The following is a 25,939-nucleotide window of genomic DNA, read 5'->3' as shown; positions in this document are numbered from 1 at the left end:
AGGCGGATGTTTATTTCTGCGCTTCTTTTATAGCTTGATAAATGAAATGAGGCAAAATTTCAAAGGAATACTGAACGTCTAATCTTTCGGTCCATTGATGCGCATCTCTTCCCAGCGGTCCAATGTTCAGCACCGGCATCTTCAGCTCCTCTAGCTCTTCTAGCGGGATATGATACCCTTTATTCCATAGCGGCATATTGGCTACTAACGTGTTAAATGTATGAAGCGGATGCTGCAGGCTGGCATAGCTTAAATCCGAAATTCCGCCAAAATAACTTTGTTCAACTAGCTCCACTTGGAATTGCTCTTTGGCAGTTGCCTGTACGTTTGACAAAATCTCTTGTACAAAGGGATCATCATGTGAACAAACGGCCGGATAAAAAGGCGGCGTAAAAAATAAGACCATCATCGGAGCTGCTTCTTTACATAAACCAGCTAAAGAGTTTACTAAGTTAATGGTTTTATTTCTATCATCATCCTCTTGTTCCAAAAGTGCCGCTTCCATTTCTTGCACATATTTTTCACCGTGCTGTTTGACTGCATGAGTATAAAGTTCTTCATACGTCCATACGTTCACGTCAAGAGATGAACCCTCCATTCCCGCAGCGTACTGCCTAGCGGCTTTATTATAATGTTTTTTCACATTCAAAGCCGCTTTGTCAGCCGATTTCAACAGCAGATCTGTTACTTCTTTAAGAGAGCGGTTTAACATAAATAAATTAAATAATACAACGGCAGAGTGCGGAACTTGAACTGAATACTCTTCTTTTAAATCTTTTTGTATCAGCACCGTAGGAGGTGGACTCGTTTCATCTCTTACTTTTTCGCAAAAATCAACGTTTAATTCTATTTCTTTTGTTAAATAAGAAGCTAGTAAATTAGCATTTAACCCAGCTAGCGGTTCCCCTACATGAGTTTCTTTTCCATAACACAAAAAGCTTGGCATGATCTTCCCAATCGATCCTGAGTACACATAGTTCGTTTGATCTCCGGGATAGCGGCTGAACACTGGTTCTGCATTTAGCATGAGAGAAAAATCCAGCTGATGTTTGCGGGCAAGTTCTAAAAGAACAGGCACTGCTTTTCTCATCCCAAGCGAATTTACTTCTTCATCCGGCACCGACAGCAGCAGGATGTTTCCGTCAAACTCTCCGTTGCATGCTCGTTCAACCATACTGATATGCAGGGCAATGCCTGCTTTCATGTCCATCGTTCCTCGGCCAAAAAGCCAGTCTCCTTTTATCATATCCTTTTGTACGTGTGCTGGAACTTGTTCCATATGGTTATAAAAAGTACTCGTTAATGTATGAGCGTGAAAAGCATCTTTTTTCCACTGTCCATAATCTTGTACATCCACTACATCGTAATGACTTACGAGTACAACTGTTTTATTCGTATTTTTCCCTTGAACAAAAGCTGTGACAATCGATCGCCCGTCTCCTGTTGAATGAAGCTCGACCTGCTCGTTTTTTTGAAAGTAAGGCAGCTTCAATAAATACGACGCTATCGATTCAGCCATTTCCACTTCTGCCATCGTTCCTGTCACGCTAGGTATAGAAACCAATTCGCTTACAAGTTTTTTTAACTGTTCTTTTGTTTGATACAAAGATGTTTTGTTCGACATACCCTTCATCTCTTTCCTTTTTCTAAATTTTCTATCAAACAAAACCATTCGTCAATCCCTTTGACAGAGACCCTTTCATTCTATCCCTATGTATCATAGTATGGCGCTGCCTTTACGCACATGATAAAAAAAGAGTGCGCGGCTAGGGATAGCACCGCACACTCTTTTTTTACTTTTGGTCATCTTCTAAAAAGTCTAGGATACGATCAATAAGCTGTTCGCTTCCTGCATCGTTTCCGTGTTCAAGAGACATTTCCATTTCAATGCTCCTTTCATAAAATATTCTTGTTTTATAACATACCACAATTCATTTCGAATGTAACCTTTAATTTGTGTAAAAATTTCGACAATTTATGATTAATTTTGAAACCTAGTGAGTAATGATTATACCCACCAGATTCTTCGGTTGTCAAAAAACATGCTTTCTATTTAAAAATACTTAAAAAATAGAGGCGCGAGCAGACTTCTATAACAGACAGCCTACTCGCTCAAGCTTGGAACAGCATGATGAATAAATTTCTAGTTCATTTGCTTTTTGTACATCTTTAATATCTATGCCTACAGCATATGTACGAACTTGGTTTTCGACCACAATTTCGTAAAATGTTTCTAATTCACGATAAGCTACTTCATAATGCTTTCCTAATAATTTCACGGCTTCCTTTAATGCTTTCTCTCCTGTATGTGCTGCAACTGCTGTATGACTCATAAAACCCTCTCCTTTTAGAAAAATAAAAAAAACTCATTTTGCTTTGATGCAAAATGAGTTTTTCACCCGTTTTATCACCCAAAGCACATGCTTTGCTGGTAGGAGCACCTTACATTCGTAGGTTGCTGTGGAGTCAAAGAGCCAGATCTCTCGTCCACTCGTGATAACTTTTTTAATTTAAAATTTATTTTATCAAACAATTTCATCCGCGTAAATAGAAAAATAAAAATATTTTAATTTTTTTGGTAATGGAATGAATTCAAAAAATGAAAGCTTAGATTAGCAAAATAAGAAGCTGCTACAAGTAATGCCTCTTCATTTAATGAAAAAGAAGGATGGTGCCATTCATATTCTCCAGCTGTACCCATCCATACAAAAAATCCTGGTACATGCTGCTGATATACGGCAAAATCTTCTCCTCCAGGCGATTGTTCAGCTTCTACGACTTGATAACTAAGATCTTCTGCCGCTTTAATAGCCATTTTTTCCAGCGTATCATCATTGTTGACTACAGGAAGATATGGATACCATTTAACGTCTACTGAAGCCCCGAAAGCTGCGCCAATCCCTTCAGCAGTTCGTTTCATAAGAGCCGGTATTTTTTCTCTCGCTTCTTCTTGAAAGGTACGCACCGTTCCTTCAAGCGTTACTTTGTCAGGAATGACGTTCCACGAGCTCCCTCCGTGGATTTGAGTTATGCTGACAACAACATTTTGAAAGGGGCTGAGATTACGGCTGACAATGGTTTGTAAACTAGTAACAATTTGACCAGCAGCAGCAATCGGATCTACTGTTTTTTCAGGGATGCCCGCGTGACCTCCTACTCCTTTGACGTCAATTTCAAAACGATCAACGCTTGCCATTAAAGGTCCCGGTTTGATACCTATGGTCCCTACAGGAAGATCCGGTTTGTTATGCATCCCAAATATCGCTTCCACTCCTTCAAGCACACCTTTTTCCACTAGCATTTTTGCCCCAGAAGCCGTTTCTTCGGCTGGCTGAAAGATAAATCGAACCGTACCGCAAAGCTCCTGCTGACGCTCTTTAAGAAGGATAGCTGCTCCGATTATAGAAGCCGTGTGAAAATCATGGCCGCATGCGTGCATAACACCGTTCACTTCAGAAGCAAATGGCAGATTGGTCTTTTCTTCAATTGGCAGCGCATCAATATCAGCTCGAATAGCGATAGTAGGTCCCGGCTTTCCTCCCACAATTTCTGCTACTGCTCCTACGTCTAATTGGAATGCATCCGCTGTAGAAATATCATAGTGCTTTAACCACTTTTTAATACGTTTAGTTGTTTCATATTCTTTCATTGAAAGCTCTGGAAACCGGTGCAGCTCACGGCGTATGTCTATTAGCTCATTTAGTAGTAATTGATCTGTCATCTTTATCACTCTTTCACATTTCTTAATTTAGATCACTTCTCTATCTTTTACGACAAAGAGTGTACCTCATTGAATTTTTTATAAAGAAATACGGTCGTATAACCTTCTGCAAGGTGCTTTTCTTTAGCTTGAACATATCCTTTTCGTTCATACATCTCAACTAACCAAGGATGTTCTTTTGCTGTTCCTAAAGACACACCTGGTGATTTAAACGTATTTTTTATTACCTCTTCCTCTACTAGATACAGCAGCTTAGAACCAACGCCTTTCCTGGCAAACGACGGGTCTACTGCAAACCATCAAAGGTGCGGAACAGCAAACGGACCTGGATGTTCTCCCCAAGGCATTCGTATCGACACAGTTGCAGCGATTCTTTTATCTTCTTCATATACATAGCAAAGGTTTTGAGAAATATTTTTCTTAACGAGGGCAAGATCAGCAGTAGCTGCTAAGAAAGGAATGCCTAGCTCTCGAATAGGCTTATATGCTTGTAGAGTTAAGTTCAATAAGTTATCTGCGTCGTCATTTGTTGCCAAACGGAATTCATTTTTCATCTCTTCGTCTCCTTATGTAGTGCTTAAATATTTTATTTAACTTATAAGTTTACTAAGAATTAAAAAAGACAGACTGCCGCCTTGCGTACTCACTATACAACTGCTTTTATAACGTGTCAATTCTATTTATCGTTTTCTATAAAGGGTATAAATAAAACAAATACACGCAGAAAACTGCGCGTATTACGTACATATCAAGATAGACTTCAGGACTCACTTACCGTAGATTTTAAATTAGCGGCCAACACCACAAGTTCTTCTATAGATGCTAACTCCTCCTGTGAAGCCGCAGCTACTTCTTCAGCGTAAGCAGCTGCTTGTTTAGCGATCTCCGAAAGGGCCATGACAGACTCCATTACCTTAAATGAATACCCATCAATCTCTCCTGTTGCCTTTGTCATTTTGTTCATTTGTCCTTGAGCGGCAAAGACATCTTCAATAATTGTGGAAAACTGTTGCGTTACATCTTCGACAGTGGCAATGCCAAGCGTGACTTCTTCTGTATTGACTTCCATGTTTTGATAAGCCTGCTTTGCCTGCGCTTCAATTTCTTTTAACAGATGACTGATTTGTATAGCGGACGTTTTAGATTCTTCCGCTAGCTTACGTACTTCCCCCGCTACTACAGCAAAACCTTTTCCATGTTCTCCAGCCCTTGCAGCTTCAATAGCAGCATTAAGTGCAAGAAGATTTGTTTGTTCAGCAATTCTTGTAATCGTATTAATAATGCGGCCAATCTCTGCGGAACGATCTTCGAGCCCCTTTACTTCACTGGTGGATATCTTAACTGTTTCATAGATTTTATTCATTTGATTCGTCACCTCTTTCACCGCAACATTTCCCGTAGAAGCATGTTCAGAGGCTCTGTTCATCGATTGTTGTACCTTTGAAGAATGATCAGTCATTTTCTGAAGTAGCTTGGCCATATCCACCATAGCTTGCTCGGTTTCAACCACACTTGACAACTGCTTATCAGAACCCGCAGCAATCTCTTGAATAGACATCGTAACTTCTGTTACAGCTGTTTTTGTTTCCTCCATGCTTGCAAGCAATTGCTCTGAGGAATGACTGACCGTGCTTTTTGTTTTACTTATTTTCTGACGCAGCATTCTCATGTGAGTCATCATTTCATTAAATGAAGATATGAGTGTACTAATCTCATTTTTCCCTTTCAAAGGAACAACATCTACAGATAAATCGCCGTTTGAAATCCCTTTCATTGTTTTTGACAAATTTTCAACCGCAATTATGTAGCGACGTATGATAAAATAGAACACGGTAGTTGTAAAAGAAACAAACAGAAATGTAATCACTAGCGTAATCGAAGCTGCTTGCTCTTGTTTCACAATAAGATAATAATTTGTTACTTCAATTACAGTAGATGTTATGGCCACCATGGCTGCAATCATACATAGCATTTTCATGCGTAAACTTTGAAAAACTTTTTTCATTTTTTCATCCCCTATACAATCTAAAGACATAGAATGTCTAATCTATATTAGTAGTATCGGCATATTTTTATATTTTTTTGTAAAAACTAAAGAAGAATTGAAACAATTATTATTGGCGCTTTTCCACTAAACATTGGAATACATATCATTCTGCAAGGCGCTGCAACAGCAGTTGATAACTGTCTGATTATTCTTTCATTTGACCAAACTCTACCTTTGCTTATAAAATGAAGATTTGTAGAAAGGAGTACGAAAAATTTTATGTATACGTATCAAACAGGCAATCAAACAATTGACTACAAAATTGAAGTCGTTCCAAATAGAACCGATATCACGGTGCAAATTTGTGACAAAGAAGGGGTAAAAGTTATTATCCCGAGAGGTCTTAATGAAAACAATGTGCGTTCAATCATCGCACGCAAAGCAACATGGATTTTAAAACAACTAAACGGTTCACAGACAGCTGAGGAAAAGCCAGCTGCTCCAAAGAAAGAAGCAGTAAAAAAAGAAACAGCTAAAAAAGAGGCTCCTAAAGCAGCAGCTTCTGCAGCTAAAACTGGTTCTTTTGAAGAAGGAGACAAATTCCCTTACCTAGGACGTCAATACCGCTTAAACATCGTTCGTGGAGATGTAGCAAAGGCTGAAATGACATTCCGTGCAAAATTTATTGCTACAGTACCTGAAAGCTGGAACGAGCAGCAAACAAATGAAGGTATTGGACAACTATTAACAGAATGGTACCAAGGCCGCGCAGGTGAAAAATTCCAAGAAGCTTTGAAATCTGTTAAAAAAGCAGCAGACAATGCTCCTGAATCTGTTAAGTGGGACGAGTTAGGTGAAGAATACGCTACGACTCAAGATAATACAATTGTATTAAACTGGCGTTTGCTAACAGCTCCTCTTGCAACAATTGAATATGTCATTGCTTCTCAATTTACAAATGCAGATGAGTTATTCGAAGATGCAGCTGAACGCAAACAGTGGTTAAGCGATAACACCCTAAACGCATTTTAAGTTTATACATAAAAAAAGCACGCGGCGAACGCGTGCTTTTTTTATTTGGATAGAAGTACCCGAATAATCTCACTCCTCAAAAATTAGTTAATCTGATAGGTTCATTCAAGCGCAGTTTATAAACCAATATATAATATACATGTTTAAAGTTTTATTAATCTAATTTTAAGAGCAGTAAGTAAGAATAAACTGATTCTATAAAAAACTGCTTTCTATCCTTTTAATACTTTAAACGCTTCTCTTACTTTTCGTGCAAAATCTAACGGTGGTTCTACAGATTCAAAATGCATATACATTGCTCTCGGCTCTTCAAATAGCCAATGGTTGTGAACGGCCGTAACCTTAATATCTCTTTTTCTAAGCTCCGTTAATAATGGATTTACCTCTTCTTGCAAAAGCACGGTTTCACCTAGATTTAGCGCTCTTCCCTTGCTATCTAAATCTTCAAAAGTAAAAAATTGAGGAGTAACTAACGGAGAGCGTGTTGGACGCCCTAAAATTTTAAAACGAATCGTCCGAAATTTTTGTACTAAACAAACGCCATTTTCATCTAAACTGCCTTGTCCACCTAGAATTCTCGCAAACTCCTGACATAGACTCTTTTTATTTTCCCAACTCATTATGCTGACTTCCTCTCTTGTAATAACTTGTCCTACCTTAATAAATATATGTGAAAGTTATCAAGTAGAAACGGCAAACACACAGGAAAACTACCCATTTTATAAATCCTGATTATCGAAAGTCATATTTATTTTTCTTTGTTCATATCAATAGCATGTATTTTTGAATTTAACTAAACAGAGAAATTTAGATGCCATTTAAAAAATTTACTTAAGCAGTTTTTTTTAATTGAATTTATAGGGGGAAGTAAAATGAAAAAAATAGGCAAGGATGATTTTATTTCAGGGTTTGTTCCTCATCATAATCATGGCTCAGTGGACTACACTTCTGTTGCGTCAGGACATGTCCATCAGTGCCTCGATGTAACGTCTCCTCCAATTCAAAGCGAGGATGGAAGCCACATTCACTATACAGAAGGCTATGTTGTTTTTGAAGACGGACATACACATCATTACAAAGCCTACTCTGGTCCCGCTATTCCCATTGGCAACGGTATGCATGTTCACTATTATGACTTTTATACCAGCGAAGACAACCAGCATCGGCATCATGTCAAAGGTGTAGACCATCCTGCTCCGGGCGATAGATAATGAAATAGTTTAATGCAATTAAGCCAAAGTCTCAGCTTCTGAACTGATTTTCATCTTGTGTTTATACCCCTTTATTAAAAGTGAGACCTTTAATAGATAAAGGTCTCTTTGTGCATATATGAGTTAAATGCCAGTCTCTCCCTCTGCTTAAGCAAAAAAGGATATGCGAGCTCTTTATTCCAAAAGTTCGACATACCAGGTCTTTGGACATGTCAAAGTTTCTACACCAATCGATATATTGTGTTTTGAAAGAAAGATATATATAATCAAGAAAATGTTTGATTTTGTTTAAATGTGGATACGTATACCTATAAGCAAGATAGCAAACACTTAAGATGAGTGGTTACGCTATAAAAGTTGTAATGACCATGTAAAGAAAGGAAGTGCAGCTTATGAAAGGACAGAGCTTTTTTATTTTAGGACTTATATTTGCTCTTATCATTGCTGTTTTAGCTGTAATTAACAACGATCCTGTACAATTTAACTATGTATTTGGTTCACAAAAATGGCCTCTTATTTTAATCATCTTAACAACGGCTGTGTTTGGAGGAGTTGTTGCTGCTTCATTGAGCTTTGTGAAAATTGTTCAACTAAGAGGACAAGTGAAACAGAAAAACAAGCGAATTGCTGAGCTGGAAGAAGAAGTCAAGCAGCATAAGCCTGTTGAGCCTGTTGTGGAAGAAGAACCAAATCAACCAGCTACTCGAACTGAGCGTGCTCAGTTATAATAAAGAAGAGCCGTTATTCTAGAGAATAGCGGCTCTTTTCATTTTTTTGTTCCGCCCAGCATATTTTTGGCATATACGCATAAACAGATAGATATGGAAAACTTTAGTTCTGAATGGTACAATCAACACTGTTATATCTCTATGAAAAAATTAAATTGACAGTCTTACCGTTAAGAAGGTGTTCATCCATTATGGTCAATAAAAAAATAAAGCGTGAAATTCTTACATACACAAGCGTCATCCTCGGCACCGTTTTGCTTTCTGTTGTCGTTCAGCACTATTGGTTTCAGCCCTACACTGTAAAAGGCGATTCTATGAAACCTATTTTGCACGAAGGCAATCGAATTATTATTAACAAACACAGCAAGCTAGAGCGCTTTGACATTGTCGTTTTGCAAGCTCCCTACAGCAGTGATTTTCTAGTAAAGCGTATCGTGGGCTTACCAGGAGAAACGGTCGAATACAAAGATGATGTTCTGTATATAAATAACAAAGTCAAAAAAGAGCCGCATCTTCATAAATATTTATCCAAAGTTCCCGCTTACGAGCGATTCACTGAAAATTTTTCCACGTACGAACTGTCTCCAGACGGCACGATACCGGATGGATACGTATTAGTGCTAGGTGACAACAGACGCATTAGCCGAGATGGCAGGCATTTTGGCCTCACTCCGATTTCTTCGATCATGGGAGAAGTCAATATGAAATACTGGCCTTTAAAGGAAATGACTTTTATGCATTAACACATAAAAAAGAAAGCTCAAAAGTGAGCTTTCTTTTCATTTTGGATTTTCCTTGTTTTCTACATGCTGTTCTTCTGCAAATTCTGTGTCATACGCTAGTTTTCGCTTAAAAGCCGGACGCGTTCTCGCTGTATGTTTCGTTTCAATATGGTTGAATAAGTAGCGGTGAACAAAAACCTCGGCAAATGTAATAATAGCTGCAGAAATAATGCTTCCCCACGCAATTTGAACGTAGCTGTCTAATAACAATGTGCCAAAAATCCATACGCTCATATAGGTTAGAACAAATTCAACAATAATGGCATCGCGATTGCCCACTCGAGGCAGTACAATTCGATCCACTACTAAATATGTCACAACTGTCGTTAGCAAGCTAAAAGAAATAATGTCTCCGATGGTTGCATCAAAAAACAAATCAAGGCCTATACCAAACGCAATAAGTGCCGCTGCAAATTTAATGAGCAATAATGTTGCATGATTCATATTTGAACCCTCCTTTTTCTATATTAATTTGAACAAAAATAGGGAAATTAATACCTTTTTTGCCAAGAAGGGTATAATATAGGCAAAGCCAGTACGGTTGAGACTGCTCAAGCGTACAAGAATGATTTAGGAGATGTTGTAATGATTGTACTAGAAAATAACCAAATGAAAGTCAGCATTCAAGAAAAAGGAGCGGAAGTTGTAGAAGTATTTCATAAAGAAAAAGACCTGCAGTTTATGTGGAGCGGCGACCCCGCTTATTGGGGACGAGTATCGCCCGTGTTGTTTCCAATTGTGGGCCGATTAAAAAATGATCAGTATACCGTTGATCAGCGCATATATTCTTTGCCACAGCACGGTTTTTTACGTGATTCTGCTTTTAGAGTGATCCAACAAACAAACGAAACGGCACGGCTGCAATTCGCTACAAACGGCCGCTTTAAAGACGTATATCCGTTTGAATGTGCAGTTGAAATCAGCTATCGTCTTGAAAACAACCGATTAACGTTTCAGTGGAAAGTAGTGAATGAAGATAAAGGCGATATGTATTTTTCAATTGGAGCCCACCCTGCTTTTCGTATTCCGTTACGTGAAAACGAGCAGATTTCTGATTACTTTTTAGAAATAGAGCCTTCTGAAACTACACCGAAGGAATTTGTGTTAAAAGACGCTCTTATTCATGAAAAAGGTGCTGCAAAAAATTTGCACCAGCTGCCGCTAAGCGCAGATTTATTTGCAAATGATGCGCTAATTTTTAGCCATATTGACGGAATTACAATTAAATCTGCGGTTAATGAAAATCAAATTAACGTTCAGTTTAATGATTTCCCGTATGTCGGTATTTGGTCAAAGTATGATGCAGAAAATCACACAATCGCTCCTTTTCTTTGCATCGAACCTTGGTTTGGAATTGCAGATACGCATGATCACAACGGAAATTTCAAAGAAAAATTAGGCATCAACCGTTTATCAAAAGACGGTGTATTTCAAACAGAATTCTCTGTTTCATTTAGCTGATGCAACATATAACATAACAAAATCAATCCAATCTTAAGACAAACAAATGGGATCACTGATCTGGACTGCTTGTTACACCGCTGTTGATTTCCGTGCAAGGCTTCGCTTTCGGCGGGCGGCTGGAGTTTTTCCCTTGCCCTCCAATCAACAGCTAGAAGCAGCTAAATAGATTAAACCTGCGTTCATCATAACAATAAAAAGCTCCGAACGATTACTCGTTCGGAGCTTTCTTCAACTAAACTACTTTTGTCCCTGCTTCTTTTTATATTAGTTATTTACAACATCACTATTTTTTAGCGCATGGACTTGCTCTATTAGCTTCTGAACGTATTCTTCGCTGAGTACACCTGTTGCTCCTCGAATAATTTCAGTCGAATAGTGATCCGGAGGTGCGACTTCTTTTTCTTTATTTAACACAAAAAAAGTAAGCACATGATCCACCATCTTACCTTCATGCTCGACAGAAATAATAGCAGGACGATAGCCGTTATTATCTACGCCTTCTCTGCCGTAAAGGTACGTAATCGCTTCAGGGGGCACGCGGTACAATTTGCCTTCAACGACTCCGCCTTCTTCAACCATGTCTGCACGTCCTCCGTCATGAATAACGTGGTTATATCGAAGCGTATAGCCTTTAAAAGCAGCTCTGCCGAGACAGTCTTGGAAATGCTGATCCACCCCGTGCTTAATAAAACGATCGTTATCCATACATGAACCGTAAGCAAAGTACAGCATGCCTTCTAATAGACCTTCTTTCCACACGCGCCAGTTTCCGCCCGGGATAAATTCCTGCAGCAGCGAACGGTCTCTTGCTACATACACAACGGCTTCAAATTCACCTTGGTCCGTTTCAACCGTTTGCACAACTTTATCATATTCATTGTCTTTATGACCTTCATGAATGTATCCTTCTAATTCATCAAGCGCCTTCCACATAAGCTGATCGGTCACTTCATATACTTCTCCGTACGTAATATGTTCACTGTCGATATCGAGCATAGGATAGCCGTGCTTTGTGTCATATAATTTCCCTTTTGTTTTTGCCTGTTTGGCAATAGAGCGCGCATGATGCAGCAATCCGTGATTACCTTCTCCTTCAAGAAGCGTTCCGTATACAAATAAATAATTGCACATACTCCTTATTCCCCCTCTTTCTCTTCATAAAGCTCTAGCGGCAACCCGTCCGGATCAGCAAAAAAAGTGAATTTTTTTCCCGTTAGTTCATCTACCCTAATAGGTTCCACATCAATCCCTTGCTGCTCTAGTTCACGCTTGGAATCCTCTACGCTTTCAACCGCAAAAGCTAAATGGCGTAAGCCGCACGCTTCAGGTTTTGAAGGACGCTGTGGCGGATTTGGAAACGAGAACAACTCAATTTGATAGCCAGGAGCTACTTCTAAATCTAGCTTATATGAATCTCTTTCTTTTCTATATGTTTCTTCTATAATCTTGCATCCTAACACATTTACATAAAAAGCTTTTGAACGTTCATAATTACTTCCTATAATGGCTACGTGGTGCATTCGTTTTAAATTCATTTCATTCTCCCATAAAAACCCTTTTCTAATCATCCTACACAAAATGCCGGCAAACATCAAATAATTACGTTATCACCTTTGACTAGAGTGATAAAAGTCACGGACATAGCGACTGATAACAAGTAACATAACAACGAGGTGAATAACATGATTTCGTTACCATTTAAAGCAAGAATTGACCGAACTCAAAATTTAGATTCGTTAAAAGAAGAAGCTGCTATTATGCATCGTATTGCTGATCAGCTATCTCCAATGAGCCCTGAGTTCATGGAATATACTGAACGTATTCAATATGTGTATGAACGCATGCACATTATCGTACGTCATCCTACTAAAAAACTCGCTTAATATAAGCGAGTTTTTTATAAAATCTTTGGCAAACTACCTTATTTTGAGATATACTGAATGCTAATAAAAAAATGAAACTTTTTGATCTCACGCGCGTATACTTAATTACGATAGGATAAAAGATAAATAGTTACGCAGATAAAAACCATCACGTGATGGTTGACATAGTTAAAGGAGGTGGTATTCTGATGGGGTTGCGACATACAAAATTGGCGAACTTGCAGAGATGGCACATGTAACGAAACGCACGGTTGACTATTATACAAACATTGGGTTGTTAAAAGCAGAACGCTCTGCTTCTAACTATCGCTTTTATAACGAAGAAGCGCTGAAACGTCTTTACTTAATTGAAAAATTAAAAAGCGAAGGCCGTTCTCTTGAAGAGATTTCTTCTCTATTTTCTATAGAGCAATCCGAGAATAGCCACTCCAAAGACGAATTAGCATCCAAATTTTACGTACTAAACGACAGTTTAAAAGAAGTTGCACCGCTTATGGAAAAGCTGAATGAAGAAGATCGAAAAGTAATGATGAATCGGCTTTCACCAGAAAGCGTCACTCTTTTGCACTCTTTGCTGATGCTGCTGTCGTAAATTTATTATTTACAGGAGGTGTTTACTTACTTTATAGCACTATAAAGTAAGTATATTCATTGATAACCATTAACTTAATTATTTTTGCGATTTTAATTGTACTCACTGCTTTTTTCGTTGCTTCAGAGTTTGCAATTGTGAAGCTTCGTAGTTCACGGGTAGATCAACTTGTTGCTGAAGGAAAAAAAGGAGCGAATGCGGTTAAAACCGTGACGACACACTTAGATGAGTATTTATCTGCGTGTCAGCTTGGTATTACGATTACTGCTTTAGGACTCGGTTGGTTAGGAGAACCGACTGTTGCAAAGATTTTAGAACCGCTGTTTGAAAAAATGGGTGTTGCTGCATCTTTAACACATATTTTTTCATTCATTATCGCATTTGCGCTTGTAACGTTTGTTCACGTAGTCGTTGGTGAGTTAGCGCCAAAAACATTTGCGATTCAAAAAGCTGAAACAGTTACGTTATTGTTTGCTCGTCCATTAATTTTATTCTATAAAATTATGTTCCCGTTCATTTGGTTACTAAATGGATCTGCTCGTTTATTAACTGGCATGTTTGGATTAAAGCCAGCTTCAGAGCATGAGCTTGCGCACAGTGAAGAAGAGCTGCGCATTATTTTATCAGAAAGTTTTAAAGGCGGGGAAATTAACCAGTCTGAATATAAGTACGTGAACAACATTTTCGAATTCGATAACCGTGTTGCTCGCGAAATCATGGTACCAAGAACAGAAATTTCAGCTGTTTCTGAAGACGACAGCATTGAAGATTTCTTAAAGCTTGCTGTAGAAGATCGCTACACTCGTTACCCTGTTACCGTTGACGGAGACAAAGATAACATTATCGGCTTAGTCAACGTCAAAGAGATTCTAAACGATGTCGTAATTAACGATGCGTTAAAAAAGCAAAGCGTGAAGCTTTATATGAATCCTATTATTCAAGTAATTGAAACCGTAGCGATTCAAGACCTATTGCGCTCGATGCAAAAGAAACGTACGCATATGGCTGTGTTGATTGACGAGTACGGCGGTACGGCAGGTATCGTTACCGTTGAAGATATTTTAGAAGAAATCGTTGGAGAAATTCGAGATGAGTTTGATACAGATGAAAAGCCGCTTGTTCAAAAAATCAGCGATCAGCATTTTGTCTTTAACTCAAAAGTACTGCTTGAAGAAGTCAACGAAGTGCTTCATATCGAAATTGAAAATGATGATATCGATACAATTGGCGGCTGGATGCTAATGCAAAATATCGATATTCAAGAAAGCGAATCGTTCAAACTTTTCGGATACGAGTTTATCGCAAAAGAAATGGACGGTCACCAAATGAAAGAAGTAGAAGTACGTGCCCTTCCTGAAGAAGAACGCGTGCAGCCTGAAAGTCATTCACCAGAACAAGAAGTTACACAAGCATAATAAAAAGAGCCTCTTCTTCATGAAGCGGCTCTTTTTTTATTATTATTTTGCTTTAATCATGCAGCAGCTTATACACAACGTTCTCTTCTGCCTCTTCCCCAGTCTTTTCCTTCGCTTGGTCCATCGTGCCGACAAATTCCAGCTTTCCTTCCTTTAAGACCGCAAACCGATGACACACGTCTAAGATTTCATTCAAATCGTGGGTAATATAGATAATCGTCTTTCCTTTTGCCGCCAGCTGTTTAATATAACGAATGATCTCAAGCTTTGACTGCAAATCAATTCCGACCGTCGGCTCGTCCATTAACAAAACGGACGGTTCATGAATAAGTGAAACGGCTATATTTAGCTTTCGCTTCATGCCTCCTGATAAATTTTTCACTTTTTCTTTCCATCTTCCTTCGAGCTGTACAGCTGAGCAAAGAGACTGAAGCTGTTCATTCGACAGAGAGCGTGAAGTCATTTTGCTCCACATTTTCATGTTTTCTTTTACGCTAAGCTCTTCCCACAGCGCTATATCTTGTGGAACGTAGCCAATGACTTCTCGAATCGCTTTTTGATTTTTCTTAACCGATAAGCCTCCAATCGTGACATTCCCGCTTGAAGGAGCCGTAATGGTAGACAAAATAGACAGAAGCGTCGACTTACCAGCGCCGTTTGGTCCTAAAAGACCAATGACTTCTCCACTTTCTACGGTCAGCGTAACATTTGCTAACGACCGTTTTTTTCCGTATGTTTTGCTAACATTGTTAATTTCAATCATTTGATGCTCCTCACATTCCACACTATTTTAAACGCGCACAAACATATACATGCAATGGAAACAGCTATCTCTTTCCAAATGAACGTAAGCGGCAGTGCATGCTGATACAGAAGCAGATGCTGCGGAAGCCACTGACTTATTCTTTCAATCGTTGCAGAAAGCTCCCCTACCGGGAAAAAGCTCCCTCCTATTATACTGAGTCCTGTGACCATGACGACGCTGATCATATAATAAGATCCAACTCGCTGACTTTCACTTGCAAGCCACGTGCTAAAGGCAACGCACACAATCACATAGATACACATATACAGCAGCACACCGTAAGACGCTACTCCATACAGCCATTTAAATAGAGCAAAGCTTATGAGAGCTTGAAGCACGTATAGCACGGCATAAGCGGCGCTGACGCTTCGAACATAACCGTAAAGTCCTTTTTGCATCGTTTTCATTCGTTTGAAAAGGTGCTTCCGCTCTTTAATCATCCAATCTGATGTGATGCAGCAAAGTAAAAGCGTAAAGAATCCCCATAGCGGCACGTATCCGGTCATTTGAACATTCCCTTGCTTCGTATGCTTCGTTCCTTGCGCCTCGTAATCAATTGTCATCAGCGGCTTTGGCTTCCACTGGTTATCGGTATAACGATACGCTTCTTTCCATAAATCCGGTCCTGCATGAATGTTATAGACTTTATATAAAAAACGCACTTCATTTGCCGCTTTAACATTTGTTGTTAACCGTGTCACTTCACTCGCCACAACTTCTCGAACCGCTTCTGTGGCAACGAAAGAAGGCAGCGTGAGCAAATCAATGACCCCTTGATAATTCCCCGCTTCTACTTCTTGTTGAAATCCGTTAGGAAACATAAAAATGCTGTCAATTTTATTTTTTGCCAGCTGCTTTCTTGCTTGTTCTTCGCTCAGAGAAAGAAACTGAATTTCTGTTGTTTTCTGTAGTCGATCCATCACTTGTTTAGACATGTTGCTGTGATCTTGATCGACAAGAGCAACAGGTATTTTCGAATCACTTTGTACTTTTGCTAAAAATGAGCTGCTGATGACCGTTCCTATTAAAGGTAAAAAGAAGATCATGACAATAAGCATAGGGCGCTTCAGCAGCTGCTTTATTTTTTCACTGATCATTTTCTCCACCGCCTTTGCATAATCATCACGTAGCCAACAGCAAGAACAAAACTTCCTGCTGTCGTAATGAGAATAGGCTTAAGGTAAAGAAAAGCTTCGTTTGTGTTATATCCATCAAATTCATAAAATAACAGCTCCAAGACGCGGGTGTTGAGTGACCATTTCTGAAAACCACTCGCCCAGTCCGGTAAATAGACGACCGGCACAACATGTCCACTTAAAATCGCACTCAGCAAAATAAACAGCAAACCGGTTAGTTGATAAGCTTTTTGTGATAAAAAAAGAACCCGAAGCAGTAAAAACAAACATAAAAAAGCAACCAAACTTCCGCTTACCCCTAAAAAAAGCTCTCCGTACGTACCGGTTACAGGCAGTTTCAGTCCTTTAATGAGGCTTCCAAACAATACGACAGATACCGGCAGCAAAAGAACAAACAGAGCCGTCAGCTGCGCTAAATAAATGTGGGCAAACGATACACCTCTTGTTTTCATTCGAGCCAGCACGGGAGAAGTCTGCGTTTCACTAGCAAGCAGCCATCCGCCGTAGCTCCAAATCATAAGCAGCAAAGCAGCAAAAGACAGGACATAATATTGCTTCATATCCTGCTGAAAGAAACTCGTTTCTACTTGTTCATCAAATAAACTTCCTCTATCTAATACATGAAGCCCAAACGTTACTAAGCTCTTCTTAAACTCTGCGCGTCTATTTTCATCGGAAACATTTTCTTTTTCTAAAAAGGTATCAACCGTATTAATACCGCTTTGAGCGGCTGACGTGTAGTCGGCTGCACTTTCCATCACGTAGCGAAACAGCTGTGACTGAAGCGGCTTATTGTTGTTCCCAATGACGTGTAAAGGCTGATTTTTCCCATGAGCAATATCGTGACTAAAACCTTTTGGCAGCGTTACAATGGCTGCCACTTTATTTTCCTGCAGCAGCTGTTTAGCTTTCTGTTCATTCGTGTAAAGCGGCTTCATGATCTTGCGAAGCTTACCTTCAGTCAGCTGCTCGATGACGTATTTCGTCTGTGCAGTATCATCTTTATCCACAATGGCCACGGGAAACCGATTTACTTTCTCCTCACTTTGCATGGTCTGACTAATAATGATCCCTGCTCCAAGTAAAAACAGAGCAGGGATCATTATTAGCAGTATGAGAGATTTTATATTTTTCAATAGAGCTTTACATGTAAAAAGAGTCAAAGAGAAATATATCTTCATCTGCTTTGCACCTTTTAGTAACCAGCGGTTCCCATATTCATCATGAGACCTTGAACATTTTTAGCGAAATTTTCTTGAATCGACAGCATATCTTCAGGCGTTACATCTTTTACATTTGTTGCATTAGACGCATCAAGCTCTGGAATAGCTGCTGATTTTTTTAATTGAGAAGCAGAGTCAATTTTTAACGTAACGTTTGCCGGATCTGCTTTTGGTCCTATTTTTGTACGAATATCAAACGAATAATCTGCTTTTCCTTTTGAAGCACTTATTGCTTGATTCTGCTTTACTTCCCCGTTTACTACTAGATCTTCTTGATCACCTAAGTCTAAAGAGAAAGTACGGTCAGCCGTTTGTTTCGCATCGGTTTTACCATTGATTACTGAATTCATTTTAAACGTCATATTCGTGTCTTCATCTTTTGAATCTTTTGTTAACAAATGAATAGACATGTTTTCTTTTCGTTTTTCACTTTCCGTTGTTACGTCATTTTTCATATCAAACGTAAACGCATCATCGGTAGTGCTATCAGTTAGAACTGCTTTAAACTGCTTAGCCGTTTTGTTATCTTCATACGGAATATTTTTAGTCACTACGTTAAGCTTGCCTTTATCGTTAGAAGCATTTTTTACGCCCATGTTCATATCGCGAGCTACCACAACATCATCTTGAACGTACACAGTTGATTTAACACCGCCAGGGTAAGTCGTATCTTTTGCTTCTTTTTGGAAGTCTTGAAGACTTTCTTTTACTGATTTTTTCAATTCTTTTGGATCTGCCATATCTTTCAATTCTGGATTCGTTGCTGCTGAAGATTTAAACAGCTTAGATACGTGATTTGCATAGATGGTATGAAGCTTGTCATCTTTTGCTACCTTCGCAATAAGCTTATCCATAAATTGTTTTGTTTCTTTGTCAGACATGTTAAGCGTCACGCTTGTTAACTGAAGCGTTTTGCCATTTGTTTTATAATCCACATTTTTTTCTTTTGTAAAATAATCGCTGTCTAGCTGATCATAAATGAACGTTCCGTACTCTTTTGCAATGTAGGTCTTTTCTTTTTCCGTTAACTGTAAGTCTTCTAAACTCACGTTGCTTGTGTTAATATCAAGCGTTTCAGGACCTGAATAAGAAGGATCGAACTTACGCGCTACCTGTCCATATTCGTCTAAGTTTAAATAGAAATATTCATTTGCTAGAATCGGGGCTTTAAAGCCTATTCTTTCTTTCGTTTGAAAACCTTCTAGATCAAGCGCTTTTGAACCGCCGATATTAAGAGCCAGTGAACCGTATCCTTCACTTTTTTTCGGATCTTGTTCCGCTTTAATTTTAATTTCAGCTTTACTGATAAGGTCTTGAATCATTTTAAAACTTGGATCATACGAAAGTGAATCCATGTTAAAGCCGCCTTTGATAGTAGCATTTGTAGTAGAAGGCTGCTTCATCGCTTTTTCCTGATAAGCCATCGTTTCACTGTACTTTGTTTCTAATTCATCAGCTGCTTTTTGATACGTATTTACTTCAGAAATTAAGTATAATTGCTTAGGGGATTTTTTAAATACCGTAGCAAATGTAATTGCTCCTCCAATAATCACAATTAAAGCTGCCAAAATGATAATCCATTTAGCCGGCGCTTTTTTGGGAGCGGGCGCTGTTTCTAGCGAAGCCGCTGTTTCGTCTGTTGTTCTGTTTTGATCTTTCTCACTCATCTACACCAGAACCTCCTATGTATTTTGTTAGTCACTTTGTACATGATAAGGAATGGTTTCCATAAATTCTACTACTTCGACAAAATAAGACAATAATTAGTCCGATAAACCGATGTCTTTCGGTGCAATATCGTGTGCAAAGTACTCTACTTAAGTACCCAATATATTGAAAATAAAACCAATTATTCAAAACTATCTCAATAACTATTAAAATAGGTAAATGACTTAACTTCTTATTTTATTACAATATATTCCTATTTTTAAGCATTTACACCTAATAATTACGAATCGGCGTTTTTTCTATAGTCGATTCTTTTTCCTTTAATCACATACAGGTGATATCTATGTACGCCTTTATGAAAACATGATAAAAACATCAGCGTTTTGTTCCGTTTTGAAAGGGAAATAATAAATATAAGAAAGCTTTTTTCTTGCCCGTGATATAAAAATCGAATAAAGTATTCCTAAATACATTTCACACAACTTAATTTGAGGATAGACAAAGGAGGATATCATTATGAACATACGCGTCACTCCTTCTGCAAAAGAAGCGTTGCAGAACGTAGAACAAAATCAAATGGTTCAGCTTTCTTTTGACCGGGGGAGCTGCGATATTGTGAATACAATTTATGAAATGAAGATCATCTCAAAGCGCAGCCTTCAACCCTATGAAAAAGTTGTAACGGTTGAAGACTTAGAATTTATTGTTGATGATGACATGGAAGAAGTATACGACAATGAGCTGGTGATTGATCACACAGCAGGTGCTTTTGTCTTTAAAAATCACAACCAAATTTTTAATAACCGCGTAGGATTGCGCTATATTAATTCATAGAAAAAAAGCAGGGAACTCCCTGCTTTTTTTCTATGAATATGTTAGGAAACTCGCTTCTATCGATTGACCTTTAAGCGCTCTTGGATAAATAACAACACGTTCACAAGACTATTTTCTTCATATACATTCACTTGCTGGCGCTTAAATTCTCCTTGTTCATGGTAGTAAATAATATCTCCCGTCCCTTTGTCTTCATTCATATGTAAATGAAAACTAAGCGGCGTTGCCAAAATAGATCCGTCTTCATCTCGCTGAAGAATTTGACAAAGCGTTTGATTCCCTTGTTTTTCAGATAAAAAGTCATAGCCAAATTGACGTGCTAACTTCTCCACTTGTGCAGCAATAAGAGCTGTAATCGGTTGATTGTCTTTCATAAGCAGTATTTCTCCTTACTTCATCTCATTAGGGTTTTCTTATTAGTATACTATACCTTAAACTTCTGGAGCTAACGACTTAACCTGTACAAATCATGACCACATGTCCATCCGGATCTTTTATCGTAAAAAAAGAAAAATCCTCAAAAGAAGTAATCGGAGACTCAATCGTATAGTCCATCCCTTTAACAAATTCATACTCTTCTTTAATATCTTCCGTATGAAAATTAAAAATTGGATGAGGGTTAGCCGCTATTTGTTTTTCTTTTCCTTGAGGGCCTGCGTCCAGCGTTAATCCTGTTTCTCCATCAATTTTAAGATTATAAACTGGGTTCTTAACTTCGCTCATCTTATATTCTTGATTCAATAACTTGCTATACCATTTTACCGAAGTTTTTAAATGAGATACGTGAATAAATACCGTATTTATTTTATTGAAAACAGGACTTGGCATTTTTAATCCTCTTTTTTGGTTTCGGTTCATTCTATACCATTATCCACGTATCACTTTATACCTGCTACTACCTTAACTTTTGCTCATATATACAAAAAAGCTTGCAAATACTATTCACAAGCTTTTTCTTTATAAAAAATATGTATGCTGTACAACTACAATCACAACCGCAATTAAAATCGAAGGCAGTAAATTCGCAACTTTAATTTTAATAATTTCTAATAAATTAATCCCAATTGCTAAAATTAATACGCCGCCTACTCCTGTGACTTCGGCAATGATACTATTCATTAAATCTTGCGGCACGACCGCATTAATTTGCGTGGCAAATAACGCAATGATGCCTTCGTATAGAAACACGGGCACCGCTGAGAAAATGACGCCTATTCCAAGCGTAGTCGTTAATAGTAATGAGATAAATCCATCCATCACCGCTTTTGTAAACAATACGCTGTGGTCGCCTCGTATTCCGCTGTCTAATGCCCCGACAATCGCCATCGCTCCAATGACAAAGATTAACGTCCCTGTTACAAAGCCCTGTGAAATACTGAATGTTTGCTTGTCATTTTGCTGAGATTGAAATTTTCGTTCAATCATATTACCTAAAAGATTTAGCTTTTCATCTAAATCAATGAACTCACCAATAACCGCTCCAATGGCTAAGCTCAAAATCACAATTAAAAACTGATGACTTTTAAAGCCCATTTGCAAACCAAGCGTGATAACGGATAACCCCATCACTTGCATCACCGTCACGCTTACTTTTTCAGGAATGCGGTGAGCAAGCTTGCCCATTAATGTTCCTACAACAATCGCTAGTCCATTTACTAATGCTCCTATAATAAACATGCTGTCACCTTTACTTTGAATAATGCCGTTACTGTTTTCATTTGTTCTACTTCCTCTCTGCTCCGCACTAGCTGTATCAAACACACTAAATTTTAACATAAAATTCTTTCAATTATGAAGAAAAGAAAAAAGAGATTGAAACGTAACTAGATTACCCCCATATAAAAACGAACAAATAGGATACATGAGCTGATTGCTTGCGACAACGCTGTTGATTTCCGTGCAGGGCTTCGCTTTCCGCGGGCGGGCGCTGAGCCTTGCCCTCCAATCAACAACCAGAAGCAACTAAATAGATTAAATCTACGTTCACCATCACAATAAAAAGATCCGAACGCTTCATCGTTCGGATCTTCTTTTAACTAGAACAGGTTTGTTCTAGCCCTCTTATTAAAATGTAATAACGTCTTTTGTGCCTTGCTTTTGGTAGCCTGTTTTTAACAGCTTTACTTCTTTATCCGCTGGCAAGTTGGTAAATACAACTGGTGTCACAATAGACGGTGCATGCTTTTTAACATAGTCTAAATTCACTTGTAAAAGCGGCGTCCCTTGTTGAACGCTGTCGCCTTCTTGAACAAGCGCTTCAAATCCTTCGCCTTTTAAATTCACGGTATCTAATCCAACGTGAATGAGGATTTCAATTCCTTCTGCTGTTTTTAAGCCAATCGCATGTTTTGTTGGGAATACGGTCATGACTTCACCGTTAATCGGTGATACGAGCGTTCCTTCAATCGGTTCAATTGCAAAGCCGTCACCCATCATTTTTTGTGAAAACACTTGATCTTCTACTTCACTAAGCGGCTTTACAACGCCTTCAAACGGTAACACAAACTCTGTGTGTACGTCTGCTTGAACAGCCTGTTGTTCAACAGGTGCAGCGGTTGACGCTGTTCCGTATTTAACTAATTGATTCATTGCGTCCGCAACAAACTCTACTTCTGTTCCGACAATGACTTGAACATTTGTTTTGCTGAGCTTCATGATTCCTCTCGCTCCGTGACGCTTTAAGGCTGCTTCGTTAATGTTGCCGGCATCAGCTACTTGTAAGCGAAGACGAGTCGCACAGTTATCAATTGCGGTTAAGTTTTCTTTTCCGCCTAGATCTTCAATAAAATACGATGCCATATCCACATATTTATCGCCTGTTGCTACAACCGTTTCGTTTGATGTGTCTACTTCTTCATCATCTTCACGTCCCGGTGTTTTTAAATTTAACGCTTTAATCAGCGTGTAGAAAATGACAAAGTAAATGACTGCATATACAATTCCAATTCCCGCTAACAGCAGCGGTTTTTGTGAAATTCCGTAGTTTAAGAAGAAATCAATGGCCCCTGCTGAAAATCCAAATCCAGCGTGAATACCAAGAGCGACGGCTAAAGCCATTGATATTCCTGTTAAAACGGCATGAATAACATATAATAACGGTGCTACGAACATAAATAGAAATTCAATTGGTTCCGTAATTCCTGTTAAAAAAGAAGTAACAGCAAGTCCGATTAACATACCGCTGACTTGTTTGCGCTTTTCTTTTTTAGCTGCTGCGATCATCGCAAGCGCAGCTGCCGGTAAACCAAACATCATAACCGGGAAGAATCCAGACATAAATATTCCTGCCGTTGGATCTCCTTTAAAGAAGCGATTCAAATCTCCCGTTACGCCGTGATAGTCTCCGAATACAAACCATACTAAGCTGTTTAACACGTGATGCAGTCCAATTGGAATCAACAGACGGTTTAAAAATCCGTATATACCTGCACCAAGCGCTCCTGCTCCTGTGATCCACGTTCCTAAGTTGTTAATTTGATCTTGAATCGGCGGCCAGATAACCCCGAAGATTCCTGCAAGCGCGAGCATAACGACTGACGTAATAATCGGTACAAACCGCTTTCCTGCAAAGAAGCCAAGCCACTCGGGCAGCTTAATCGCTGAGAAACGATTGTATAGTAAACCGGCCGTTACTCCTGAGACAATCCCGCCGAGTACACCCATGTTAATGTCTTTATCAATAGCTACAGTTCCTTTTGTTAATACAAAATAACCAACGACTCCGGCAAGTGCTGCTGCGCCGCTTCCATCTTTTGAAAGCCCTACAGCAATTCCGAGTGCAAACAGTAGTGCTAAATTCGCAAAAATCGCATCTCCGGCTTGAGCCATAAATGGAATATCCAATAAGTCCTTTTGACCCAAACGAAGAAGCAATGCCGCAGCAGGTAATACTGCGATTGGCAGCATAAGCGATTTACCAATACGTTGTAAAAAATTCAGCATGTTTCTATCCCCTTTGTATAACGTATTTAACCCGATGTTACGAGCAAGGATTTTCGTAACAATATTTATCGGATGACAAGTTACCGCATTCATCCCCGTCCTATGACTACATCATCAGCTGAAATGAAGGCGGTTTTACTGCATGGACTCATACTAGCACATAAAATATATAGTTGTCTATACCAATTTTCTTTTTTGAAAACCTCTCTATATCAATGTTAAAAGCCCTTACAAAACTTTCTAGTTCACAAAAAAGAATCAACTGGTCTAGACAACTATTCCAAAAAGCGTTACACTTAAATCAATACAACAAGCAAAGGAGTGTATGTATGGATACACATTCATCCATCATTATTTATAATGTAACCGTTTATAGTGAAAATCAGACATTAAAAAACGGGTATATTAAACTAACGAACAAGAAAATTACTGAAATCGGAGAGACACATCAATACGTACGTCAGCCAAAAGACCATGTGATTGAGCTTTCTCCTTCCTATAAAGTGATTCCTGGTGCCATTGATGTTCATATTCATGGCGTTAACAATGCCGATGCAATGGACGGTACAGCAGAAGCATTACAAACAATGGCGCGCACGCTTCCAAAAGAAGGTACAACAAGCTTTTTAGCAACCACTATGACGCAATCGAATGAAGCGGTTGAAAAAGCGCTTCGCAACGCGGGCGCTTATATCGAAGAGCAAACAGATAGAGATGCTGAAGTAGTTGGTATTCACTTAGAAGGTCCGTTTATTTCACCAAAACGTGCGGGTGCACAGCCGCCTACTCACATTCAAGATCCGAATGTAGCACTGTTTCAAGAGTGGCAAAAAACAGCCGGAGGACATATTAAACTTGTCACGTTAGCTCCGGAGCAGCCAAACGGCTTAGCACTTACTTCTTATTTAAAAGAAACAAACGTTGTCGCTTCTATTGGCCACTCCGACAGCACATATGATCAAGTTGGTGAAGCCATCGAAGCAGGAGCTTCTCATATTACGCACTTATATAACGGCATGCGCGGCCTTCACCATAGAGAGCCGGGCGTATTAGGCGCCGCTTATTTGAGAGATGAATTATTTGTAGAGCTAATTACAGACGGCATCCACTGCCGACCTGAAATGGTCAAGCTTGCCTACGATCAAATCACAAGTGAACGCATGATTCTTATCACGGATTCTCTTCGTGCCAAATGGCTAAAAAACGGTACGTATGATTTAGGAGGACAGCCTGTTCACGTAAATGACACAACGGCTACCCTTGCAGATGGAACATTAGCAGGAAGCATCTTAAAGATGAACGATGCGATTAAAAACACGATGAGCTTTACGAACTGCTCATTAGAAGACATCGTAAAAATGACCGCTGAAAACCCAGCAAAACAGCTTAACCTGTTTGATACAAAAGGAAGCCTTAAAATTGGAAAAGATGCGGATATCGTGGTATTAAATGAAAACTTAGATGTTGAAATGACATTTTGCCGAGGCACATTGAGCTTTCAAAAGGAGGACTAACA

Annotated in this window: 26 protein-coding genes, 1 pseudogene and 1 riboswitch; of the genes and pseudogenes, 10 read left to right on the top strand and 17 right to left on the bottom strand. The window is 38.9% G+C overall.

What is annotated here, in order from left to right; all coding sequences use genetic code 11:
• Window positions 1-10 precede the first annotated feature (10 nt).
• The 5 genes and pseudogenes from LJC66_RS05720 to LJC66_RS05700 form a co-directional block, all read right to left on the bottom strand.
• The gene (locus tag LJC66_RS05720) at window positions 11-1,624 is read right to left on the bottom strand and encodes a M20/M25/M40 family metallo-hydrolase (protein ID WP_230932022.1); all 1,614 of its coding nucleotides are present in this window, start codon (window positions 1,622-1,624) and stop codon (window positions 11-13) included.
• A 466-nt stretch (window positions 1,625-2,090) separates the two neighbouring features.
• Window positions 2,091-2,333 carry a hypothetical protein gene (locus LJC66_RS05715; protein WP_045293042.1) on the bottom strand — a complete coding sequence of 81 codons (243 nt, stop codon included), beginning with the start codon at window positions 2,331-2,333 and terminating at the stop codon, window positions 2,091-2,093.
• Between the two features lie 68 nt (window positions 2,334-2,401).
• A riboswitch (SAM riboswitch) is annotated at window positions 2,402-2,503 on the bottom strand.
• A gap of 63 nt (window positions 2,504-2,566) precedes the next feature.
• Window positions 2,567-3,721, bottom strand: a complete 1,155-nt coding sequence (locus LJC66_RS05710; protein WP_230932021.1) for an amidohydrolase — start codon at window positions 3,719-3,721, stop codon at window positions 2,567-2,569.
• A gap of 47 nt (window positions 3,722-3,768) precedes the next feature.
• A pseudogene (locus tag LJC66_RS05705) lies at window positions 3,769-4,275 on the bottom strand (GNAT family N-acetyltransferase).
• Between the two features lie 206 nt (window positions 4,276-4,481).
• Complete coding sequence (locus LJC66_RS05700) at window positions 4,482-5,726, bottom strand: methyl-accepting chemotaxis protein (RefSeq protein ID WP_230932020.1); 1,245 nt, start codon at window positions 5,724-5,726, stop codon at window positions 4,482-4,484.
• A gap of 261 nt (window positions 5,727-5,987) precedes the next feature.
• Here LJC66_RS05700 and LJC66_RS05695 point away from each other — a divergent pair, with 261 nt between their 5' ends.
• Window positions 5,988-6,740: a M48 family metallopeptidase gene (locus tag LJC66_RS05695; RefSeq protein ID WP_153254297.1), complete on the top strand. Its 753-nt coding sequence runs from the start codon at window positions 5,988-5,990 to the stop codon at window positions 6,738-6,740.
• A gap of 212 nt (window positions 6,741-6,952) precedes the next feature.
• Here the strand turns inward: LJC66_RS05695 and LJC66_RS05690 are convergent, their stop codons facing one another.
• On the bottom strand, window positions 6,953-7,360 hold the full coding sequence (locus LJC66_RS05690; protein ID WP_025749486.1) for a DUF1259 domain-containing protein: 408 nt from the start codon (window positions 7,358-7,360) through the stop codon (window positions 6,953-6,955).
• 252 nt (window positions 7,361-7,612) lie between these two features.
• Between LJC66_RS05690 and LJC66_RS05685 the strand changes: the two genes are divergently transcribed.
• The 3 genes from LJC66_RS05685 to lepB all read left to right on the top strand — a co-directional run bounded on the left by LJC66_RS05685 (window position 7,613) and on the right by lepB (window position 9,422).
• Window positions 7,613-7,951, top strand: a complete 339-nt coding sequence (locus LJC66_RS05685) for a YmaF family protein (protein WP_013055902.1) — start codon at window positions 7,613-7,615, stop codon at window positions 7,949-7,951.
• Between the two features lie 392 nt (window positions 7,952-8,343).
• Entirely contained in the window at window positions 8,344-8,679 is a 336-nt protein-coding gene (locus LJC66_RS05680) for a LapA family protein (protein WP_050688244.1), read from the top strand.
• 191 nt (window positions 8,680-8,870) lie between these two features.
• Window positions 8,871-9,422 carry a signal peptidase I gene (gene lepB, locus LJC66_RS05675; protein WP_013055900.1) on the top strand — a complete coding sequence of 184 codons (552 nt, stop codon included), beginning with the start codon at window positions 8,871-8,873 and terminating at the stop codon, window positions 9,420-9,422.
• Window positions 9,423-9,458: 36 nt separating this feature from the next.
• On the opposite strand, the gene LJC66_RS05670 is transcribed toward lepB, so the two are convergent.
• Window positions 9,459-9,905: a YndM family protein gene (locus tag LJC66_RS05670; RefSeq protein ID WP_016763336.1), complete on the bottom strand. Its 447-nt coding sequence runs from the start codon at window positions 9,903-9,905 to the stop codon at window positions 9,459-9,461.
• A 141-nt stretch (window positions 9,906-10,046) separates the two neighbouring features.
• Between LJC66_RS05670 and LJC66_RS05665 the strand changes: the two genes are divergently transcribed.
• Window positions 10,047-10,922, top strand: a complete 876-nt coding sequence (locus LJC66_RS05665; RefSeq protein ID WP_230932019.1) for an aldose 1-epimerase family protein — start codon at window positions 10,047-10,049, stop codon at window positions 10,920-10,922.
• Between the two features lie 267 nt (window positions 10,923-11,189).
• Here LJC66_RS05665 and LJC66_RS05660 read toward each other — a convergent pair whose 3' ends face one another.
• Window positions 11,190-12,056, bottom strand: coding sequence for a gamma-glutamylcyclotransferase family protein (locus LJC66_RS05660; protein WP_230932018.1), 867 nt, complete (start codon window positions 12,054-12,056; stop codon window positions 11,190-11,192).
• A 5-nt stretch (window positions 12,057-12,061) separates the two neighbouring features.
• Window positions 12,062-12,460, bottom strand: a complete 399-nt coding sequence (gene gloA2, locus LJC66_RS05655) for an SMU1112c/YaeR family gloxylase I-like metalloprotein (RefSeq protein ID WP_195695072.1) — start codon at window positions 12,458-12,460, stop codon at window positions 12,062-12,064.
• A 147-nt stretch (window positions 12,461-12,607) separates the two neighbouring features.
• On the opposite strand from gloA2, the gene LJC66_RS05650 reads away from it, so the two are divergent.
• The 3 genes from LJC66_RS05650 to LJC66_RS05640 all read left to right on the top strand — a co-directional run bounded on the left by LJC66_RS05650 (window position 12,608) and on the right by LJC66_RS05640 (window position 14,815).
• Window positions 12,608-12,808, top strand: a complete 201-nt coding sequence (locus LJC66_RS05650; protein ID WP_195695073.1) for a hypothetical protein — start codon at window positions 12,608-12,610, stop codon at window positions 12,806-12,808.
• Between the two features lie 226 nt (window positions 12,809-13,034).
• Complete coding sequence (locus LJC66_RS05645) at window positions 13,035-13,400, top strand: MerR family transcriptional regulator (protein WP_050688249.1); 366 nt, start codon at window positions 13,035-13,037, stop codon at window positions 13,398-13,400.
• A gap of 59 nt (window positions 13,401-13,459) precedes the next feature.
• Entirely contained in the window at window positions 13,460-14,815 is a 1,356-nt protein-coding gene (locus LJC66_RS05640; protein WP_195695074.1) for a hemolysin family protein, read from the top strand.
• Between the two features lie 52 nt (window positions 14,816-14,867).
• Here LJC66_RS05640 and LJC66_RS05635 read toward each other — a convergent pair whose 3' ends face one another.
• From LJC66_RS05635 to LJC66_RS05620, 4 genes are read right to left on the bottom strand one after another with little or no spacing between them, the layout of a single operon-like run.
• Window positions 14,868-15,578 (bottom strand): ABC transporter ATP-binding protein, encoded by a 711-nt coding sequence (locus LJC66_RS05635; protein ID WP_230932017.1) that lies wholly within the window; start codon window positions 15,576-15,578, stop codon window positions 14,868-14,870.
• Complete coding sequence (locus LJC66_RS05630) at window positions 15,575-16,717, bottom strand: ABC transporter permease (RefSeq protein WP_230932016.1); 1,143 nt, start codon at window positions 16,715-16,717, stop codon at window positions 15,575-15,577. The genes LJC66_RS05635 and LJC66_RS05630 overlap by 4 nt, the downstream gene beginning before the upstream one ends.
• Window positions 16,714-17,937 carry an ABC transporter permease gene (locus LJC66_RS05625; protein ID WP_230932015.1) on the bottom strand — a complete coding sequence of 408 codons (1,224 nt, stop codon included), beginning with the start codon at window positions 17,935-17,937 and terminating at the stop codon, window positions 16,714-16,716. The genes LJC66_RS05630 and LJC66_RS05625 overlap by 4 nt, the downstream gene beginning before the upstream one ends.
• Before the next feature lie 14 nt (window positions 17,938-17,951).
• On the bottom strand, window positions 17,952-19,646 hold the full coding sequence (locus LJC66_RS05620) for a DUF6583 family protein (RefSeq protein ID WP_230932014.1): 1,695 nt from the start codon (window positions 19,644-19,646) through the stop codon (window positions 17,952-17,954).
• A gap of 517 nt (window positions 19,647-20,163) precedes the next feature.
• Between LJC66_RS05620 and LJC66_RS05615 the strand changes: the two genes are divergently transcribed.
• Window positions 20,164-20,481 (top strand): iron-sulfur cluster biosynthesis family protein, encoded by a 318-nt coding sequence (locus LJC66_RS05615; protein WP_195695077.1) that lies wholly within the window; start codon window positions 20,164-20,166, stop codon window positions 20,479-20,481.
• 56 nt (window positions 20,482-20,537) lie between these two features.
• On the opposite strand, the gene LJC66_RS05610 is transcribed toward LJC66_RS05615, so the two are convergent.
• The 4 genes from LJC66_RS05610 to nagE form a co-directional block, all read right to left on the bottom strand.
• Complete coding sequence (locus LJC66_RS05610) at window positions 20,538-20,855, bottom strand: hypothetical protein (protein WP_016763330.1); 318 nt, start codon at window positions 20,853-20,855, stop codon at window positions 20,538-20,540.
• 79 nt (window positions 20,856-20,934) lie between these two features.
• Entirely contained in the window at window positions 20,935-21,309 is a 375-nt protein-coding gene (locus tag LJC66_RS05605; RefSeq protein ID WP_230932013.1) for a VOC family protein, read from the bottom strand.
• Between the two features lie 129 nt (window positions 21,310-21,438).
• Complete coding sequence (locus tag LJC66_RS05600; RefSeq protein WP_016763328.1) at window positions 21,439-22,158, bottom strand: DUF554 domain-containing protein; 720 nt, start codon at window positions 22,156-22,158, stop codon at window positions 21,439-21,441.
• Window positions 22,159-22,545: 387 nt separating this feature from the next.
• A complete protein-coding gene (gene nagE / locus LJC66_RS05595; RefSeq protein WP_230932012.1) occupies window positions 22,546-24,423 on the bottom strand; it encodes an N-acetylglucosamine-specific PTS transporter subunit IIBC in 1,878 nt (625 codons plus the stop codon).
• A gap of 329 nt (window positions 24,424-24,752) precedes the next feature.
• Here nagE and nagA point away from each other — a divergent pair, with 329 nt between their 5' ends.
• A complete protein-coding gene (nagA, locus tag LJC66_RS05590) occupies window positions 24,753-25,937 on the top strand; it encodes an N-acetylglucosamine-6-phosphate deacetylase (RefSeq protein ID WP_230932011.1) in 1,185 nt (394 codons plus the stop codon).
• The last annotated feature ends 2 nt before the right edge of the window (window positions 25,938-25,939 follow it).

It is taken from the genome of Priestia sp. TSO9 (assembly GCF_021029645.1).
Lineage (GTDB): Bacteria > Bacillota > Bacilli > Bacillales > Bacillaceae_H > Priestia > Priestia megaterium_E.
Note: the sequence above shows the minus strand (reverse complement) of the source record. Positions and strands in the feature narration are given on the sequence as shown.

Bases quoted from the DNA above. Each gene is read 5' to 3' on its own strand.
- LJC66_RS05670 (WP_016763336.1), bottom strand. From the start codon at position 9,905: ATGAATCATGCAACATTATTGCTCATTAAATTTGCAGCGGCACTTATT.
- LJC66_RS05715 (WP_045293042.1), bottom strand. From the start codon at position 2,333: ATGAGTCATACAGCAGTTGCAGCACATACAGGAGAGAAAGCATTAAAG.
- LJC66_RS05700 (WP_230932020.1), bottom strand. From the start codon at position 5,726: ATGAAAAAAGTTTTTCAAAGTTTACGCATGAAAATGCTATGTATGATT.
- LJC66_RS05615 (WP_195695077.1), top strand. From the start codon at position 20,164: ATGAACATACGCGTCACTCCTTCTGCAAAAGAAGCGTTGCAGAACGTA.
- LJC66_RS05620 (WP_230932014.1), bottom strand. From the start codon at position 19,646: ATGAGTGAGAAAGATCAAAACAGAACAACAGACGAAACAGCGGCTTCG.
- LJC66_RS05635 (WP_230932017.1), bottom strand. From the start codon at position 15,578: ATGATTGAAATTAACAATGTTAGCAAAACATACGGAAAAAAACGGTCG.
- LJC66_RS05605 (WP_230932013.1), bottom strand. From the start codon at position 21,309: ATGCCAAGTCCTGTTTTCAATAAAATAAATACGGTATTTATTCACGTA.
- gloA2 (WP_195695072.1), bottom strand. From the start codon at position 12,460: ATGAATTTAAAACGAATGCACCACGTAGCCATTATAGGAAGTAATTAT.
- LJC66_RS05610 (WP_016763330.1), bottom strand. From the start codon at position 20,855: ATGAAAGACAATCAACCGATTACAGCTCTTATTGCTGCACAAGTGGAG.
- nagE (WP_230932012.1), bottom strand. From the start codon at position 24,423: ATGCTGAATTTTTTACAACGTATTGGTAAATCGCTTATGCTGCCAATC.
- lepB (WP_013055900.1), top strand. From the start codon at position 8,871: ATGGTCAATAAAAAAATAAAGCGTGAAATTCTTACATACACAAGCGTC.
- LJC66_RS05710 (WP_230932021.1), bottom strand. From the start codon at position 3,721: ATGACAGATCAATTACTACTAAATGAGCTAATAGACATACGCCGTGAG.
- nagA (WP_230932011.1), top strand. From the start codon at position 24,753: ATGGATACACATTCATCCATCATTATTTATAATGTAACCGTTTATAGT.
- LJC66_RS05660 (WP_230932018.1), bottom strand. From the start codon at position 12,056: ATGTGCAATTATTTATTTGTATACGGAACGCTTCTTGAAGGAGAAGGT.
- LJC66_RS05680 (WP_050688244.1), top strand. From the start codon at position 8,344: ATGAAAGGACAGAGCTTTTTTATTTTAGGACTTATATTTGCTCTTATC.
- LJC66_RS05690 (WP_025749486.1), bottom strand. From the start codon at position 7,360: ATGAGTTGGGAAAATAAAAAGAGTCTATGTCAGGAGTTTGCGAGAATT.
- LJC66_RS05600 (WP_016763328.1), bottom strand. From the start codon at position 22,158: ATGTTTATTATAGGAGCATTAGTAAATGGACTAGCGATTGTTGTAGGA.
- LJC66_RS05665 (WP_230932019.1), top strand. From the start codon at position 10,047: ATGATTGTACTAGAAAATAACCAAATGAAAGTCAGCATTCAAGAAAAA.
- LJC66_RS05685 (WP_013055902.1), top strand. From the start codon at position 7,613: ATGAAAAAAATAGGCAAGGATGATTTTATTTCAGGGTTTGTTCCTCAT.
- LJC66_RS05720 (WP_230932022.1), bottom strand. From the start codon at position 1,624: ATGTCGAACAAAACATCTTTGTATCAAACAAAAGAACAGTTAAAAAAA.
- LJC66_RS05695 (WP_153254297.1), top strand. From the start codon at position 5,988: ATGTATACGTATCAAACAGGCAATCAAACAATTGACTACAAAATTGAA.
- LJC66_RS05645 (WP_050688249.1), top strand. From the start codon at position 13,035: ATGGCACATGTAACGAAACGCACGGTTGACTATTATACAAACATTGGG.
- LJC66_RS05650 (WP_195695073.1), top strand. From the start codon at position 12,608: ATGATTTCGTTACCATTTAAAGCAAGAATTGACCGAACTCAAAATTTA.
- LJC66_RS05625 (WP_230932015.1), bottom strand. From the start codon at position 17,937: ATGAAGATATATTTCTCTTTGACTCTTTTTACATGTAAAGCTCTATTG.
- LJC66_RS05630 (WP_230932016.1), bottom strand. From the start codon at position 16,717: ATGATCAGTGAAAAAATAAAGCAGCTGCTGAAGCGCCCTATGCTTATT.